The 14278-nt window shown below is 62.8% G+C and carries 14 protein-coding genes and 1 pseudogene; 10 read left to right on the forward strand and 5 right to left on the reverse strand.

From position 1 onward, the window contains the following. Positions 1-250 precede the first annotated feature (250 nt). Positions 251-841, forward strand: coding sequence for a hypothetical protein (locus CCL05_RS44425; protein ID WP_143589806.1), 591 nt, complete (start codon positions 251-253; stop codon positions 839-841). A 43-nt stretch (positions 842-884) separates the two neighbouring features. On the opposite strand, the gene cyaB is transcribed toward CCL05_RS44425, so the two are convergent. Then, a complete protein-coding gene (cyaB, locus tag CCL05_RS04865) occupies positions 885-1439 on the reverse strand; it encodes a class IV adenylate cyclase (protein ID WP_086559241.1) in 555 nt (184 codons plus the stop codon). A gap of 18 nt (positions 1440-1457) precedes the next feature. Next, positions 1458-2309: a helix-turn-helix domain-containing protein gene (locus CCL05_RS04870; RefSeq protein WP_086559242.1), complete on the reverse strand. Its 852-nt coding sequence runs from the start codon at positions 2307-2309 to the stop codon at positions 1458-1460. A gap of 397 nt (positions 2310-2706) precedes the next feature. Between CCL05_RS04870 and CCL05_RS04875 the strand changes: the two genes are divergently transcribed. Further along, complete coding sequence (locus CCL05_RS04875; protein ID WP_244204160.1) at positions 2707-3009, forward strand: hypothetical protein; 303 nt, start codon at positions 2707-2709, stop codon at positions 3007-3009. Between the two features lie 41 nt (positions 3010-3050). Further along, a complete protein-coding gene (locus CCL05_RS45910; RefSeq protein WP_244204163.1) occupies positions 3051-3401 on the forward strand; it encodes a DUF6415 family natural product biosynthesis protein in 351 nt (116 codons plus the stop codon). A gap of 464 nt (positions 3402-3865) precedes the next feature. Here CCL05_RS45910 and CCL05_RS47390 read toward each other — a convergent pair whose 3' ends face one another. Next, on the reverse strand, positions 3866-4237 hold the full coding sequence (locus tag CCL05_RS47390; protein ID WP_244204161.1) for a GIY-YIG nuclease family protein: 372 nt from the start codon (positions 4235-4237) through the stop codon (positions 3866-3868). Between the two features lie 438 nt (positions 4238-4675). Between CCL05_RS47390 and CCL05_RS04890 the strand changes: the two genes are divergently transcribed. Further along, on the forward strand, positions 4676-5152 hold the full coding sequence (locus CCL05_RS04890) for a hypothetical protein (RefSeq protein ID WP_143589807.1): 477 nt from the start codon (positions 4676-4678) through the stop codon (positions 5150-5152). A 311-nt stretch (positions 5153-5463) separates the two neighbouring features. Further along, a complete protein-coding gene (locus CCL05_RS04895; protein ID WP_086559245.1) occupies positions 5464-5790 on the forward strand; it encodes a hypothetical protein in 327 nt (108 codons plus the stop codon). A gap of 448 nt (positions 5791-6238) precedes the next feature. Here CCL05_RS04895 and CCL05_RS04900 read toward each other — a convergent pair whose 3' ends face one another. Then, positions 6239-7336: a TIR domain-containing protein gene (locus CCL05_RS04900; protein WP_086559246.1), complete on the reverse strand. Its 1098-nt coding sequence runs from the start codon at positions 7334-7336 to the stop codon at positions 6239-6241. 478 nt (positions 7337-7814) lie between these two features. Here CCL05_RS04900 and CCL05_RS04905 point away from each other — a divergent pair, with 478 nt between their 5' ends. From CCL05_RS04905 to CCL05_RS04915, 3 genes are read left to right on the forward strand one after another with little or no spacing between them, the layout of a single operon-like run. Further along, positions 7815-8759, forward strand: coding sequence for an ABC-three component system protein (locus CCL05_RS04905; protein WP_208641360.1), 945 nt, complete (start codon positions 7815-7817; stop codon positions 8757-8759). Beyond that, a complete protein-coding gene (locus tag CCL05_RS47395; RefSeq protein WP_086559247.1) occupies positions 8756-9025 on the forward strand; it encodes an ABC-three component system middle component 6 in 270 nt (89 codons plus the stop codon). Before CCL05_RS04905 ends, CCL05_RS47395 begins: the two co-directional genes overlap by 4 nt. Beyond that, a complete protein-coding gene (locus CCL05_RS04915; protein ID WP_086559248.1) occupies positions 9003-10745 on the forward strand; it encodes an ABC-three component system protein in 1743 nt (580 codons plus the stop codon). Before CCL05_RS47395 ends, CCL05_RS04915 begins: the two co-directional genes overlap by 23 nt. 248 nt (positions 10746-10993) lie before the next feature. Here the strand turns inward: CCL05_RS04915 and CCL05_RS04920 are convergent, their stop codons facing one another. Beyond that, a complete protein-coding gene (locus tag CCL05_RS04920) occupies positions 10994-12196 on the reverse strand; it encodes an IS110 family RNA-guided transposase (RefSeq protein ID WP_086559249.1) in 1203 nt (400 codons plus the stop codon). A 450-nt stretch (positions 12197-12646) separates the two neighbouring features. On the opposite strand from CCL05_RS04920, the gene CCL05_RS04925 reads away from it, so the two are divergent. Next, on the forward strand, positions 12647-12883 hold the full coding sequence (locus tag CCL05_RS04925) for a helix-turn-helix transcriptional regulator (RefSeq protein ID WP_086559250.1): 237 nt from the start codon (positions 12647-12649) through the stop codon (positions 12881-12883). Then, a pseudogene (locus CCL05_RS04930) lies at positions 12883-14106 on the forward strand (tyrosine-type recombinase/integrase). Before CCL05_RS04925 ends, CCL05_RS04930 begins: the two are co-directional and overlap by 1 nt. The last annotated feature ends 172 nt before the right edge of the window (positions 14107-14278 follow it).

A 14278-nucleotide genomic window follows, 5' to 3' on the forward strand; every position in this document is an offset into this window, starting at 1 on the left:
GGCTGCGGGCCGCGGTGAGACCTGCATGAGCCGGGTGGTCGGATGCCAACTAGTGTCAAGCTTCAGTATCTTGACATCGTGTGCAACGCCCTTGATCAGACAATGCTGCCCCTTTGCACCTGCGGCGAGGGAGCTCTGCCCACGGCCTGGGACTGAGGAGGGCGGTGATATCAGCACGTTATGAGACGAGTGGGGGAAGCTCGACTTGGGGCGACGTGAACGCCTAACGCAGATCGCTGCGAGGCGGAGAGTGGAAAAGGAAGAGGCTCAAGTTCGCGCCCGCCTTGTCGATTGGGCTCAAGTTGCCGCAGTCGGCATCGCCGGGTTTGGCCTGATCCTGAGCGGCTGCAGCGGGGTGCTTCAGTCTGCAGCCACGCAAGACCAGCTCAGGCAGAGTCGGGAGGAAGAGAAGCTCCGAATTGAAGAGCAAGCTGCGCTTTTCGACTCAAGGCTGGTGGTGAATAAGGACAGTCACGCGATCGAGCTGGCAAATTATTCTCGCAGAAGTGTACGTAACGCGGTTGTCTTCGTTACAGACGGGGACAACGCGAAGCGGGTCTACACCTTCCCGAGCGTGGCGCCGTGCACCAGAGTGAGTCTCGACATGGTCGATGTTGTGGAGGCGAAGGGGAGCCTCGTCAAGTCCAAGTGGTTGAAAAGAATCGACGTGACAGCCTTCATCGATTGGCGAGGTAGGCCTTGGAGGGTGGAAAAGGGAGGGCCTCTGCAGCAGAAGTACGTCACTCGTTCACCAGACGGCAAGGGAGATGGGTGGCGAGCGGGCATCACTTACTTTGACATGGCGACGCTTCCTAGGCAGAGTCACCTTCCCGATTGTTGATAATTTCTACCCAATCACCGCGGTGATCCATAAAGACGTGTCGTCAGCGGCGCCGCGCGGCGACCGCGCCCGTGTACGTCTCGAGTGTCAGGTCCTCCGGACCGATGCCGAGGTCGGCGAGGACGGTGCGGATGTTGTCCAGGGCTGCCATCACGTCGGCCTCGGGGACGAGTGTCTCGACCTCGAGGAACGTGCCGTCGATTTCGGGGACGCGTACGAGGGTTGCGAGCATCTTCCGGCCATGCGCTTCGAAGTCGTAGTTCCGGCAGTGCTTTTCGAAGGTGATGAACGGTACGTGGCCGAGTCCGCGCAGGATGGCGTGTGCAGCCTCGGGGTTGTCGACGCGGGTTTCATGCTCGGGCTTGGACCCGGAGTCCTCATCGACTGCGGCACCCTTGTACGTGAGGACCGTACGAGTTCCGTCCGTGCCGTGAACGGTGCGTACCCGTAGTTCTTCGCCGGCCTTGTCCAGGGACCCGTCGGGCCGGTCGTAGTAGGTGTCCTGGTAGACCTCGACGCGTGCCGTCGCCAGCTTGTCGAGCTGTCGCTCGACCGCTTCGGGTGAGTGCACGCGGGCCTTCAACTCCGCCTCGATCACGAGCGGTTCTCCTTTCCCTCACACCGTGCGCGTTGCGCTGTCGATGACGGCCTCGAACATCCTGCGGAAGCCCCGGAACAGGGGACCGTGCGGGGTTTCCATCACCTTGTACGTGGCCGACTCGTGGCCTTCCCACCCTGCGTCGAAGGCGCCGACGAACAGAGTGGAGTCCATGCGGATGAGACGCCAGGTGGGCAGCATTCCGTACCGCCATACGCTGATCTCGCATGTGTCTGCCAGCTCTCGCAGCCGCGCCTCCGCGAGTCTTACTCCGCCCGCGAGGGACTCGGCGGACTCGCCGATCTCCGCTGCCCGTTGAGCGAGGGCAGGGCTGTCCGGATCGAGAAGTGCCACTCGTACGCGGAATCGGCCACCGTCCCGCTCGCGCGGCAGACAAGCGCGCAGGAGACTGTCGTTCAGTCCGATCAGGCCGAGTCCGCGCACGGCGAGGATGTCCAGCTCTCTCACTTCGCGTGCCTGTTGCTGGATCTCCTGGGCTGCGGAGTTCTGGGTGGCGTACACACGGACGACTTCGGGGAAAGCTGCGAGGTCGAAGGCGACACCACCCGGCCGCTTCTCACGACTTGCGGCCAACCCGAGCAGGTGACGGGCGTCGTCGGGCATGTGAAGGCCGTCGGCGATCCGCTCGTACACGTCCAGCCGTGAGACTTCGCGGCGTCCGTTGATGATCTCGTTGACGCGAGCCTGCGTCATCCCCGCGGCAGTGGCAATGCGGGCCTGGCTGGCTCCGGCGTACCGCTGTACGTGCCGGAACACGGCCCCGATGTCCCGCGCGCGCAGGGCCTGGCGTACCTCGGCGCGCTCCCAAGCCCAGTCAGGCAGCTCGATCGGCTCCAGCGCGGTCCCCATGCACGGCCCCCGGTATCCACGAACGGGATGGAAAGTCATCCCACCGTGAGATTGCCGGTGAGGGATCGAGTCGACACAGAGCGTCACAAGATCCTGGCCATGCCTCCCGGGCCTCGCCGGCCGGGTGAACGGCTTGGGCATGGCCGACATCAGAGAGCAGGTCGACATGGCAGAGATTACGGTCCGCAGAGCAGGCCGCGTGTCCCTGGTAAGTCCGTTCTCTTGCGGGACGGTTGAGGAATGGCTGGCATCCGCCCACCCGTCACCGGACGTGGCCCGCGGCGAGTGGATCAGCCCCGCGAAGCTTGCGCTGATCCCGTTGGGGAGAGCCTTCGAGGCGGTTCGGCTGCCCGAGCGGATCGTGCATCGGGCTGTCGCATGCGCTGATCCATACGGGGTGAGCGATCGGCTCGCCCGGTGCCTCGGCGGTGGTCCGGTCATCCACGACCGGGGGTTCCGCCGTTACTACGCCCTCGTACCGCCGGGCAGCGCACGGGCCTGGTGCGAGCCGACAGCGGAGTGCCTGACCGAAGGAACCTACCTCGGTGTGCCCCGCGTCGACCGCACCGAGCTCGACGAGTGGACGCAAGCCTCGTACTGGGCTGTGCGCGTGGCCCGGCCTGGCCACCTGTGCACGGCAGCCGACGTGCTGGCGCTCGTCATGGCGGGCCGCGGACCCACCGACGAGGACGAGGCGTGACCGGTCCCGCGACGAGCGCTACCCCGCTGGCCCTTGAGACCATGCGCGCCTGCGCTGACCGCCTGCTCGCACCTCACGCCGAGTCGCCGTCCCCTGAGAAGCTGGAGACGCTCACCCTCCAACTCCGCGGACACATCATGCTGACCCTTCCCGAGGTCGAGGCGGTCACGACGGCACTGCCCGCGGCCGACGTGGCGCGGGCCTGCGCGTTGTTCTGCGCCGCGGAAGCCCGCCTGCCGGCTGAATGCGGAGCCCGACCGCAGCCTGTCCGCCCGGATCGCGCACGCGCAACGCCTCGCTCGGTCCCTCCACGTGCTGTGCGACCACTACGAGAACAGGGACCACAAGTGCCCGAAGGCGCCCGAGCGAGCCGCGTACCTGCGCATGCTTGAGCACTACCCCGCATGCCCCGCGTGCCGGGCAGTGGATGACAGTGGCGAGACCATCGGCAGGTGCGAAGCCGGCGACCGGCTCTATGGGGAGTACCGGCGGGCACGACGCGGCTCTGCAGCCCCGCCGGAAACCTCCCAGGAGGAGAATGGGAACCGCCGCCTGGCGTGAAGGGCAGCCGACGGTCACCGGAGCAACCGGTAAGGGGAGGCCCACGGACGACCTGAAGGCGGCCCCATCACAGCGAGAAGCCGCCTGCCTGCGGGAAAGCCGCAGACACGGGGGCTCGGCCAAGACCGCTTACTTCTTCTTCCCCTGGGTGTTGCCGGGGATCTTGGTGAGCTGGGTTTTTGCTGGTCAGGGTGGTGTTCATGAGCGTCCGAGCGGTCGGCATTGGTCGTCGTTGGCCACTGTTGAGCGACCTCGGACGGCCCAGGGACGGCCCAGACAACGGCCCGGCGGCGGCCTACGAGCTGATGGGCAACTCCCGCGCTCGCTGGCGCGCTTGAGCCCGTAGCTCCGTAAGGCGACTGTGAAACGCGTTGTGGCGGTTCTGGTCGAGGTTCAGCGGGAGGTCGAGTTGGGAGATGAGCTGTGACTCCGAGGTCCACGGTTCGTCTTGCTCGACCCAGAACACCCGCGCGTTGTCCGCCATCCACTGGCTGAGGGCGGCTTCGCCAGCCTTGCCGAACGTCATGCGCTTGCCTTTGCCCACGCGGCGCAGCTCAAGTCCGAGCAGGCACCCAAGGGTGAGCCGCAGGGTTGAGCCAGCCGCGTTGCCCCGGTAGTGGTAGCGCACCCGCTTGCGCAGGTTCTGGGTGCTGGTCCGGTTGGCCATGTACCGCGGGGCTATTCCGACGTAGAGCAGGCGTCGGGCGTCCAGATCCGGATGAGGCGGTTGCTCGAAGTGCCACCCGTACACCCCTGCCACCGCCGGGACAGGGCTCGTGCGCACCAAGACCTCCTGCGCTGACCACAGTCGGTTTGGACTGACGAGAGCGGTAGCGTCCACGAAGCCTCCAGGCGTGCTACGGCTGATCATCGCAGGCTACCTGTCGACGCTGACAAGGTCCCTGGCCTGCGCAGCTGCGTGACATCAGCTTGGGAAGCTGCGAGCATTTTGCGGGCGGTTCGGGCGCTGACCTGCGCTGATGGTTGACCTGCTCCCTCGCCGGTGCCGCTGGCTTTCACTTTGATTCCCCGCTGTTCCCCGCTCGATCTGGTGCGCTTGTGGTGCGGGGCCGACGGGCAGCGTGGCAGTGGCTACAGTCGGTTTATGCAGTGGATCACCTTGATCAGCACCATAGTTGGCGCGGTGATCGCCACAGGAGCCGCCATGCTTCTAGACCGTCAACGGTGGAAGCGGGAGCGCTTGGATCGCGAGACGCAAACGCGTCGCACTCTGTATGGGGACTACCTGGCCGGCCTGTCTGAAGCCCGTCACGCCTGCGGCAACGTGGCTCGGGACGCGGATATGGAACCCTCGACGCGCCGCATGATGGCCCGCGAAGCGTTCGGGCCGTGCATCGGCTTGAGGTACCAGATGACCATCAGTGCGCCTGGTCGCGTCGTAGAGGCTTCAGAGGATGCCTTCCGCCGTCTGCGTGACCTTCGGGATCGGGTGATGGAAGGAGTTCTGGTCACCGATCCCGTGTACCTGGAGGGGCGTCGAACTTACGACGATGCCCTCGCTGTGCTTCGAGCACGTATGCGAGAGGACCTGGATGTCAGTCAAGACGGCACTGCGCCCTGAGCTTGGGAAGCTCGGGTTCTTTGGCAACAGTCGCTGCACTGACCTGTGGCGAAGCAGTGTCGAGGACCGGGGTTCAGCCACGGCCAGTCCCCCGCTGATCCCCGTCGTTCCCCCCACGGTCTGGCACGCGTATGGCACGGCCTCTCTGTCCACGACCTCGATGGTCTGGGCAGACCAACAGCGGCTCATCCGGCTGGTCAGCCCACGGCCACCAGACGGCCCGTCAGGGGCTCTCGGACGGAGCTGACCAAGTAGCTGCCGGAAGCACGCGGCTGTGACAGTCTCGTCTCCCTGGGGGAGAGGATTGGCCAGTGACCGATTACCAATGCGGGTCGTGCTCCTATGAGAGCGACGATCTCAATGACCTACGACAGCACTCGATCCAGACGGGTCACGTCTCCGCCGAGCCAACCGAACGCAAGTCCGGCAAAGGCAGGGTCGCGGCCGGGATTGGCGTCGGCCTTCTAACCGTCGCCACTGGGGTCTTCGCCTGGAACTACAAGACACTCCAGTACAAGGCACTCCAGTCTCTGGCTGCCGGACTGGTGGTACAGGTAGCGGAGTTGGCAGCGGAGAACGAGTATCTAAAGTCTGCCACCGGCGCAGGGAAGACGCTTTACAGCTATCGCAAAGGCTGAGTGAGAGTTGAAGCGAGACAGTACCCCGGCGGCCAACAACTTCCAGTGCGACATCCGGATCTGATCGGGCGTCCTCAGCTACCACCCTCTCAGCCAAGGCTCTCAGAGAGGGTGGTCACCACCAACCACAACATTCGAGTAACTGGATCGGTCGCGAGGCTGAGCCTTACTGCCGTTCGGTGTCGCCGTAGCCGTTTGACTTCCTCTGAGCGAGGGTTGCACTCCGATGGTTCCGGGCTCCGCCTTCCACTTCGACCAATCCGCTGGCTTCACGCCCTCGTCCGCAGAGTGAAAGAAGGAGAGTGGCAACACGCCCAGTAGGCCGAAGAGGAGTAGCCGCGTGAAGAGGTGCAGCGGGAAGGCGACGGAGACTCCTGGCAAGCTCCGTCCGCTCGATCGCTCGATGTCGCACCCATCGTCTGCATGGATGCATCGACACGTGGCGTTGCTACCTTGCAGGCAGGAAAGGATAGGATTTCAGCTCCTGCAGTAGATTCTCTTTCTGTGCGGGCGTGAGGCCGTCAGTGGGCAGAGGAGTGTTCTTAACCCGATTCAATATCTTCCTCTGGCGCGCCGCATAAGCTAGGGACAAATCGTTCTTCTTCCCGGCAGGTAGAGCGGCTTTAATCGGACCCATTTCGGCCGACAAGATATCAGAGCTCATGCCTTCGAGTGCTTTTGCAGCGCGCAGACGGGCCACCAAATTAGAAGAGTAAGCGATATGGTAAATCAGGGCCCGAATCGCGTATTCGTTATTTTCATTCTTTCGTATCCAGTAACTCAAATCCTTTCGGCCGTGATGCACTGCTGACACGAGCGCGTAGCCGTGCATCCTCCGATCCTCTTCGGAATCCAGCGGTATGCCCGCTTTCCGGAACTGAGAGAGCTGCTCGGGGCGCAACAAGTGCTCATCGCGACGCTCCTCTTCTCTCCAGGCGCGATAAGAAACATCGAATCGCTCCGAAAACTCCCCTACCGCCTCCCACCCGTCCTGAGGGTACACCCGGCAGAGTTCAGCCAGTTGCGCTTTCAGCCCCGCCTTTCCAGAATCGCTCGCTAGGCTTATACGGTTAATACCTTCGAGATCCGTGAATACCCTGCCTGAACGGGTCTCCACGATTACTGTACGATCCTTGTAAATCCCCAAAGCTAGGCCAGCTTCGAAAATTACATTTGGCCTCGGCTGCTCGGCCGGCAACGTTTCACCTTCCGACTCGGCAAACTCATTCTTTAGCTCAACCGTTTCGTCAGGCGTCATCAGCACGAGTATGACCTTGCATTGGTCCATACCCGTTTCAATTATCTGAAGGGTGCTGGGAGCCCCAGCACCGACTTTCCTGGTCGCCTGCGTACGCGCGTCCTCCCACGTAAGAACATGCAGTCCAAGTGCCTGTACGAATTTTGTTAGCTCATCCCGCGTCCGGTGGTCACGGCCGTGAACTATGAAGACCCGCTTGTGATAGGAGTCGTCCATCGCTACGCCCTTTCGGGAGACCCGGACCGTGCAGCTAGCTCCTACACTCCAGGCTACGAGCCACCAACACATGCCGCACCCCAGGCAGTCTGGCCTTGCAGAACGCCGCTGGCGCCTTCGATCAGAGCAATCCGCAAGGAGCCGGCCTTAGACGACGATGCCGGAGCCCTCTACCGGGGAAGTGCGAGCATTCGCGGCCGGTCTGGGTGCTTACATGGGCGAGCGGCTGCGACGCAGTCTCGTACGACCCTCGCTTTCACCGTGGTTCCCCGCTCGTTGGTGCGCTTGCGGTGTGGCTGCCGTACCGCCTGCTAGATAGGAGCATCACCTTAGAGCGCACAACACCATGTGCCCGGGCCACAGCGGGCTGGAGTCTCCAGTAGCCCCCGGGAGCGGTCCAACACGCTCCCACTGATGGTGCCTTGACAGGTGGAGACCAGCCGGGGACGCAGTCGACCGAGGTGACCTCAACCCGTGACAAGTTGTGCCCAGCTGGTTCCAGCGGGTATCACGAGGGGATACCGTTACGTGTAGGGGTGAGGGGGGCTGTATGAGGATGAGCCACGAGCAACGGCTGTTCGCGCGTATCCGCTTCCTCGAACGCATGAGCGAGCTGACTGGGTCCGCCTTCGAGGAATTCTTCCATGATTTGATGTGCGCACGCTCTCCCGATTTTATCGACGTACGCACCCACGGAAATCTTGGAGATCAGGGGGCAGACGGGCTAACACTTCACGACAGGAAGTTGTACGCCAGTTATGCACCTCATGCCTTCAATGCGGCTGACGTCAAGTCTAAGTTCAGCTCAGACTTGAAGAAAGCCAAAGAAAAGCGGTCAGGTCAATTTGACGCCTTTGTCTTCGTTCATAACGATCGCAGGGGCATGCATCCGGAGATCGCGACACTCCTGGCTGATGCGAAGGCCGCAAATCCTGCTTTATCGTTCGAACAAATGGGGATTCGGCATCTCTGGCAAGAGTGTATGCGACTGGACCTTGAGTCCGCAGAAGATGTCCTTGACTGCGAGATACCTGTGCGCCCGGTCGTGTATGGCATTGGAATGGACGACCTTGCCCCCTTGTTGAAGCATCTGAGGGAGCTTAGGACGAGATCTGACCCCTTGATGCCTCTGGACGATGTGCCGCCTACCAAGATGGATTATAACCGTCTGGACGAAGAGGCCCGCGAGGACTTGCAGAAAGGTAGACGGCAGGCCCACCTAGTCGATGCCTTTTATTCTGGGTCACTGCGCGAGATCGAACATGATGAGGTTGCAGAGGGCTTCCGGGTCTATTATGAGCAGCTGAAAGCGGAGTGGGAAGAGCCCGAAGAAGTCCTTTGGCAACTGGAAATGTATGTCCTCGGGAACGAGCGGCAGCATCCCAAGGTACACCGCGCAGCGTGGGTAGTTCTAGCCCATTTCTTCGACCGGTGTGACATTTTTGAAGTCCCGCCACCGGGATGGACTTCGCACACCCTTGAGGTATCTGCATGATTACTCCCACGAAGGGAATTTCCCCAGACCGGTGCCTCTTGGCTGTCGGTGCACAGATCCTCATGCAACTTGAAGAGCCGCGCACTGTGAGTCAGGCCTGGGCGCGACTCAAAGCGTGGCGAGTTAAGAATGAACACTTTTCCCCGGTTTCATTCGAGTGGTTCGTCCTAGCGCTGGATATGCTGTACAGCTTGGGCGCCGTGGAGCTTCGCCAGGACTTGCTTGTAGCGAGGAGGAGGATCCATGCTGCATCAGCTCAGCGCTGATGACCCGCGGTTCAAAACCGCATCATTCACCAGCGGGATGAACTTGATCGTGGCGGAGAAGAGGACTTCCTCCACCGAGACTGACAGTCGAAATAGCGCAGGTAAGTCAAGTCTTATTGAGCTTATTCATTTCCTGCTAGGTGCACGGGTAGATAAGCGTTCGCTAGTAAGCGATAAACAGCTTCGGAATGTAAATTTCCATCTGAAGCTGGATTGGCCCAGTACTGGCCTTCTGACTGTGGGGCGCCGGGCCAGTCGACCGAATGCAGTACAGCTTGATCCCGACATTCGTCCTGACAGACAAGACGAGATGTTCCCGGTAGGGGGGCCAGCGGAAGTTTCGCTTGATGAGTGGAACAAGCTAATCGAGAAGGGGCTTTTTGGCGTTCGCGCAGATGCCTCTGGTGTGAGCGGTCGCACCATGCTGTCCTTCTTGGTGAGGCGGGCGTCCGCACACGGATTCAATCAAGCAACGGAGAGTTTTTCCAAGCAGCGGAAAGCCGACGCCGCAACTAACCTGGCATACCTCCTGGGCCTGGATTATGAACTTGCGGATAGATACCGCAAACTTGCCGCGCAAAAGGCTACCCGTACACAGTTGCGTAAGGCAGTAAATGATCCGGTGTGGGGTCGGATTGTCGGTTCGACCGCAGACCTGCGAGGTCAGATCGCCCTCGCTGAAGCGCAATTGCGACGCCTAGAAGATCAGATCTCCAATTTTCAAGTGGTTCCAGAGTATGAGCGGGTTAAAGAGGAAGCGGACGCACTAGCTCGACGAATCAAGCAGCTTGCGCAGGAAGACATCATTGACCAAAGTAACCTCGAAGAGCTGCAGCAGGCTGTCACCGAAGCCAGTGATGTCGCGGTGGATTACCTGGAGTCGGCCTACCGTGAACTGGGTATCTTGCTGGGAGATCAGGTCCGGCGACGGTTTGACGATGTTCAAACCTTTCATCAATCCGTGGTGCGGAACCGTCGAGCATTCCTTGAAGCTGAAATCGAGACCCTAACAAGTCGATTGGCTGAGCGGCGGGCTGAGCGAGCTAGGCTCGGTGAGCAGCAGGCCCAGCTTCTGCGCATGCTGAATGAAGGTGGTGCTCTCGAAGCTCTGACGGCTCTTCAGCAAGCTTTGGCTCGCGAGCGGGCGAACGTTGAGGCATTGCGACACAGATATGAGGCGGCTCAAGCACTCGAAGCGAGCGCGCGGCAAATCACGACCCAACGTTTGCAGCAACAACAAGCTGTTGCAACTGACCTTAATGAGCGACGTGAGCAGCAAGCAGAGGCAACGCTTCTATTTTCGCGCTTTGCGCGAGAGTTGTATGGCGAGCGTGAGGCCTACCTGCGTATTGAGGCCGGCCGTGAGAATCTACAGATCACGCCATACATTCGCAGCGACAACAGTCGTGGGATCGGAAACATGGTGATCTTCTGTTTCGATCTAGCGATTTCTATTCTGGCGCATCGGCACGGCCGTGGCCCGGACTTCCTTGTGCACGATAGTCATCTCTTTGATGGTGTTGATGAGCGGCAACTAGCTAAAGCCTTCGCGCTAGCTGCCGAGGTGAGTGCAGAAGAGGGTATGCAGTACATTGCGACGATCAACTCTGACGACCTGGCTAAGGCCGTTCGTCTGGGGTTCGATGATTCTGCGTTTGTGCGCGAACCACGTCTGACAGATGACTTGGAAGACGGGGGTCTTTTCGGATTCCGCTTCTAAGCATATACGGCAGTCGATTGCCCACGGAGGTCGGTGGAGCGGCTTTGGGCTGGAGTTTCAATGACCGGGTCAAGGTTGTGGCCGCCCTCCACCGGTGAGGAGTGCACCTCATCCCGGAGCTTGTCTGTGCCTCAGCCGAGGAAAGTCAGCCACGACGGTGGGCAAGCCGACCGATCAGGTGCGCGTATGTCTCGCTGTAGCCCCGCCGGCCTCAACCACGCCTGATGGGTTGGTTGCCTCGGGCCGAGTCAAGCTGTCTGAGTCATGGGCGGGGTAGGAGTGAAGGCTCGGTCGTCGTGTCGGAGGGCCCACAACACACTGGTGCGGCGTCGTGCGAGTGCGATGACGGCTTGGACGTGTTTGCAGCCCTCGCCCCGCTTCTTGAGGTAGTACTCGTGGTACGGGCCGTCGCGGATGATGCTGGTCTGCGCGGAGAGGTAGAAGACTCTGCGCAGGCGGCGGCTGTAGCGCTTGGGACGGTGCAGGTTGCCGGTGCGGCGGCCGGAATCGCGTGGGACAGGGACCAGTCCGGCGGCTGAGGCCAGGTGCCCGGCATCGACGTAGGCGGTCAGGTCGCCTGCCGCGACGACGAACTCGGCTCCGAGGATGGGGCCCATGCCGGGCAGCGACTCGATGACCTCGGCCTGTGGGTGTGTGCGGAAGGCGTCGCGGATCTGCCGGTCGATGCGCTTGATCCGGTCGTCCAGGGCCAGGATCTGAGTGGCTAGGTCGGCGACGATCTGTGCGGCGGCGTCTTCGCCGGGCAGTGCGGTCTGCTGGGCCTGGGCGGCTTCCACGGCTGCGGCGGCCACGCTGTCCGCGTCGCGGACGCCTCGATTGACCAGCCAAGAGGCCAGGCGGGACAGGCCGCGTCGGCGCAGGGCGGCTGGGGTCTGGTAGCCGGTCAGCAGCACCAGTGCGCCTTTGCGGGCTGAGTAGTCGAAGGCGCGCTCCAGGGCGGGGAACATGCCGGTGAGCACGTCGCGGAGCCGGTTGAGCGTCCGCACCCGGTCGGTGATCAGGTCGGTGCGGTGGGCGGTCAGGAGCGCGAGATCGGCGGCCAGCTGCGCGGGCACATTGAGGGTGGCGAAGTCCCGCCGGTGGCGGGCGGTTTCGGCGATGACGTAGGCGTCGCGGGCATCGGTTTTGGCCTCGCCCCGGTAGGCGCCGGCCATGCGGTTGACGGTGCGGCCGGGCACGTAGACGGCCCGTTGGCCGTGGGCGGCCAGCAGCGCCAGCAACAGGGCGGAGGACCTGCTGGAGATGTCCGCCGCCCAGTGCACCTCATTGGCCAGGTCCAGGATCTCGCCGAGCGCGGTAAGGATCGCCGACTCGTCGTTGTCGATCTTCTTCGACCACAGGGTCGCGCCGGTCTCGTCGACCACTGCGGCCCAGTGATGGCCCTTGCCCGCGTCGATACCGACCCATATCCGGGCCCGCTGTTTGTTCACGCGTCCCTCCCGCAGCCGAGTTCCTTCCGTCGGCCCGTAGGACACCCCGTCGACAGCTCCGTAAACAGCGACGCTTTCCGCGTATTTCAATCAGCGACCAGGGCGCCCCGGAGGGCCGGACGGCCACTCCAGCCGAGCCACGGTCGGCAAGCTGCTTTGAAGCCACATCCGGCCCTCCCGGGCCACTGAACAACTTACGGAGCTGCTTTGGGGCGAGTGATCATGGCCCCGTAAGCTTCCGGCGCGTCGGGCAGTCTGTGGACCTGCCCGGTAAAGCACGACGTTGGGGCCATGATCTTCGAGGCTCGCGCCAAAGTGGCTCCGTAAAGCCGTGGAGCCGACCGCCCCAGCCACGACGTACCCCTTCTCTGGCATCAGGCGGCTGATTGCTCTGAGCGCGACACGGGCGCCGGCCGGGCTGGAGCGGGGCGGAGACAGGAGAACCAACCCGTGGCTAACCGACGCCTCACCCTGGCGGACGTGGCTGCCGAGCCGCGCCCTCTGCCTTCCCGGTACCTGACGCCCGAAGACCTGGTCGAGATGTTCGACCTGCCCAGCGTCGAGACGGTCTACCAGTGGCGCAGGAAGCGCACCGGCCCCAGAGGGTTCCGTGTCGGCCGGCACCTGCGCTTCGACCCGATCGACGTACGGGCCTGGGTGGATGCCCGGCTTGGGGAAGCTGCCTGATGGCCGGGCACATCCAGGACCGTTGGTACAAGACCGAGGTTGGCCCGGACGGCAAGACCAGCAAGGTCAAGACCGAGCGGTACGGCTCGGGCATGCGGTACCGCGCCCGGTACGTCGGCCCGGACGGCACGGAGAAGTCGAAGAGCTTTCCTGACCGGCAGAAGCGGCTTGCCGAGCAGTGGTTGACCCAGACGGAGGCCGACATGGCGCGCGGGCAGTACATCGACCCGCGCGCGGCACGGATCACGTTCCAGCAGTACGCCGAGAACTGGGTGACTCACGCACCCGATCCGAACACCCAGGCGTCGATGGAGTCGCAGCTTCGGCTGCACGCGTTCCCGTACTTGGGGTCGCGTCCTCTCGGCTCCTTCCAGCCCGCTCACATCCGTGACTGAGTGAGGCAGCTCCAGGAGAACGGCGTCCGTGGCTCGTACGCTCGGACGATCTACTCCAACGTGCGGGCGGCTCTGAGCGCTGCCGTGGACGATGGGCATCTTCCCCGGAACCCGTGTGCTGCTCGCTCGGTCCGGCCGCCGACCGTGGACAGCAAGCGAGTCGTCCCATGGACGGCAGAGCGGGTCTTCGCCGTCCGGGCCGGCATGCCCGAGCGGTACCAAGCCATGGTCGATCTGGGCGGCGGCTGCGGTCTCCGCCAGGGGGAGATCCTTGGTATCGCCGTCGACGCGATCGACTTTGCGGCGGGCATGCTCCACGTGGTCCAGCAGCTCAAGCTGAGCCGCAGCAAGCCCGTGTTCGCCCCGCCCAAGGGTGGCAAGCTGCGGGACGTGCCGCTGCCCGGTCCGGTCGCGGATGCCCTCCGGGACCACATGAAGCGGTTCCCCCCGGTGGAGATCACCTTGCCGTGGATGGCGGCGGACGGGCCTCCGGTGACCAAGCAGCTGATCTTCACCGGCCCGCGTGGCGGTCATGTCTGGCGGACGTCCCTCAACGAGGAAGTGTGGAAGCGGGCGCTCGCCTCGGTCGGAGTGATCCCCGAGCGGAAGCCGGGTGAGTCCTACGTCGAGTCCCGCGAGAACGGCATGCACGCCCTCCGGCACTTCTACGCCTCGGTGCTCTTGGACGCTGGGGAGAACATCAAGGCCCTCGCCGAGTACCTCGGCCACTCGGACCCCGGCTTGACGCTCCGCGTGTACGCACACCTGATGCCCTCCAGCCAGGAGCGCACCCGCAAGGCCCTGGCGTCCCTCTTCGAGCGCCAGTGACGAGCCTCATCAGTACCCAACGTGAACAAGTTCTGTGATGCTAAAGGGCAGCAGTCTCGGCGAGTGGATTCACCAAAGTTGATTCCGTTAGCAGCGTCGTGGGAGATTGGGATGCAAGCTCCTAGATGGCTCGCATAGGTTCTAGGAGACAGAACGACCGAGGACCTGGATC

Source organism: Streptomyces africanus, from assembly GCF_002150735.1.
Classification (GTDB): Bacteria; Actinomycetota; Actinomycetes; order Streptomycetales; family Streptomycetaceae; genus Streptomyces; species Streptomyces africanus.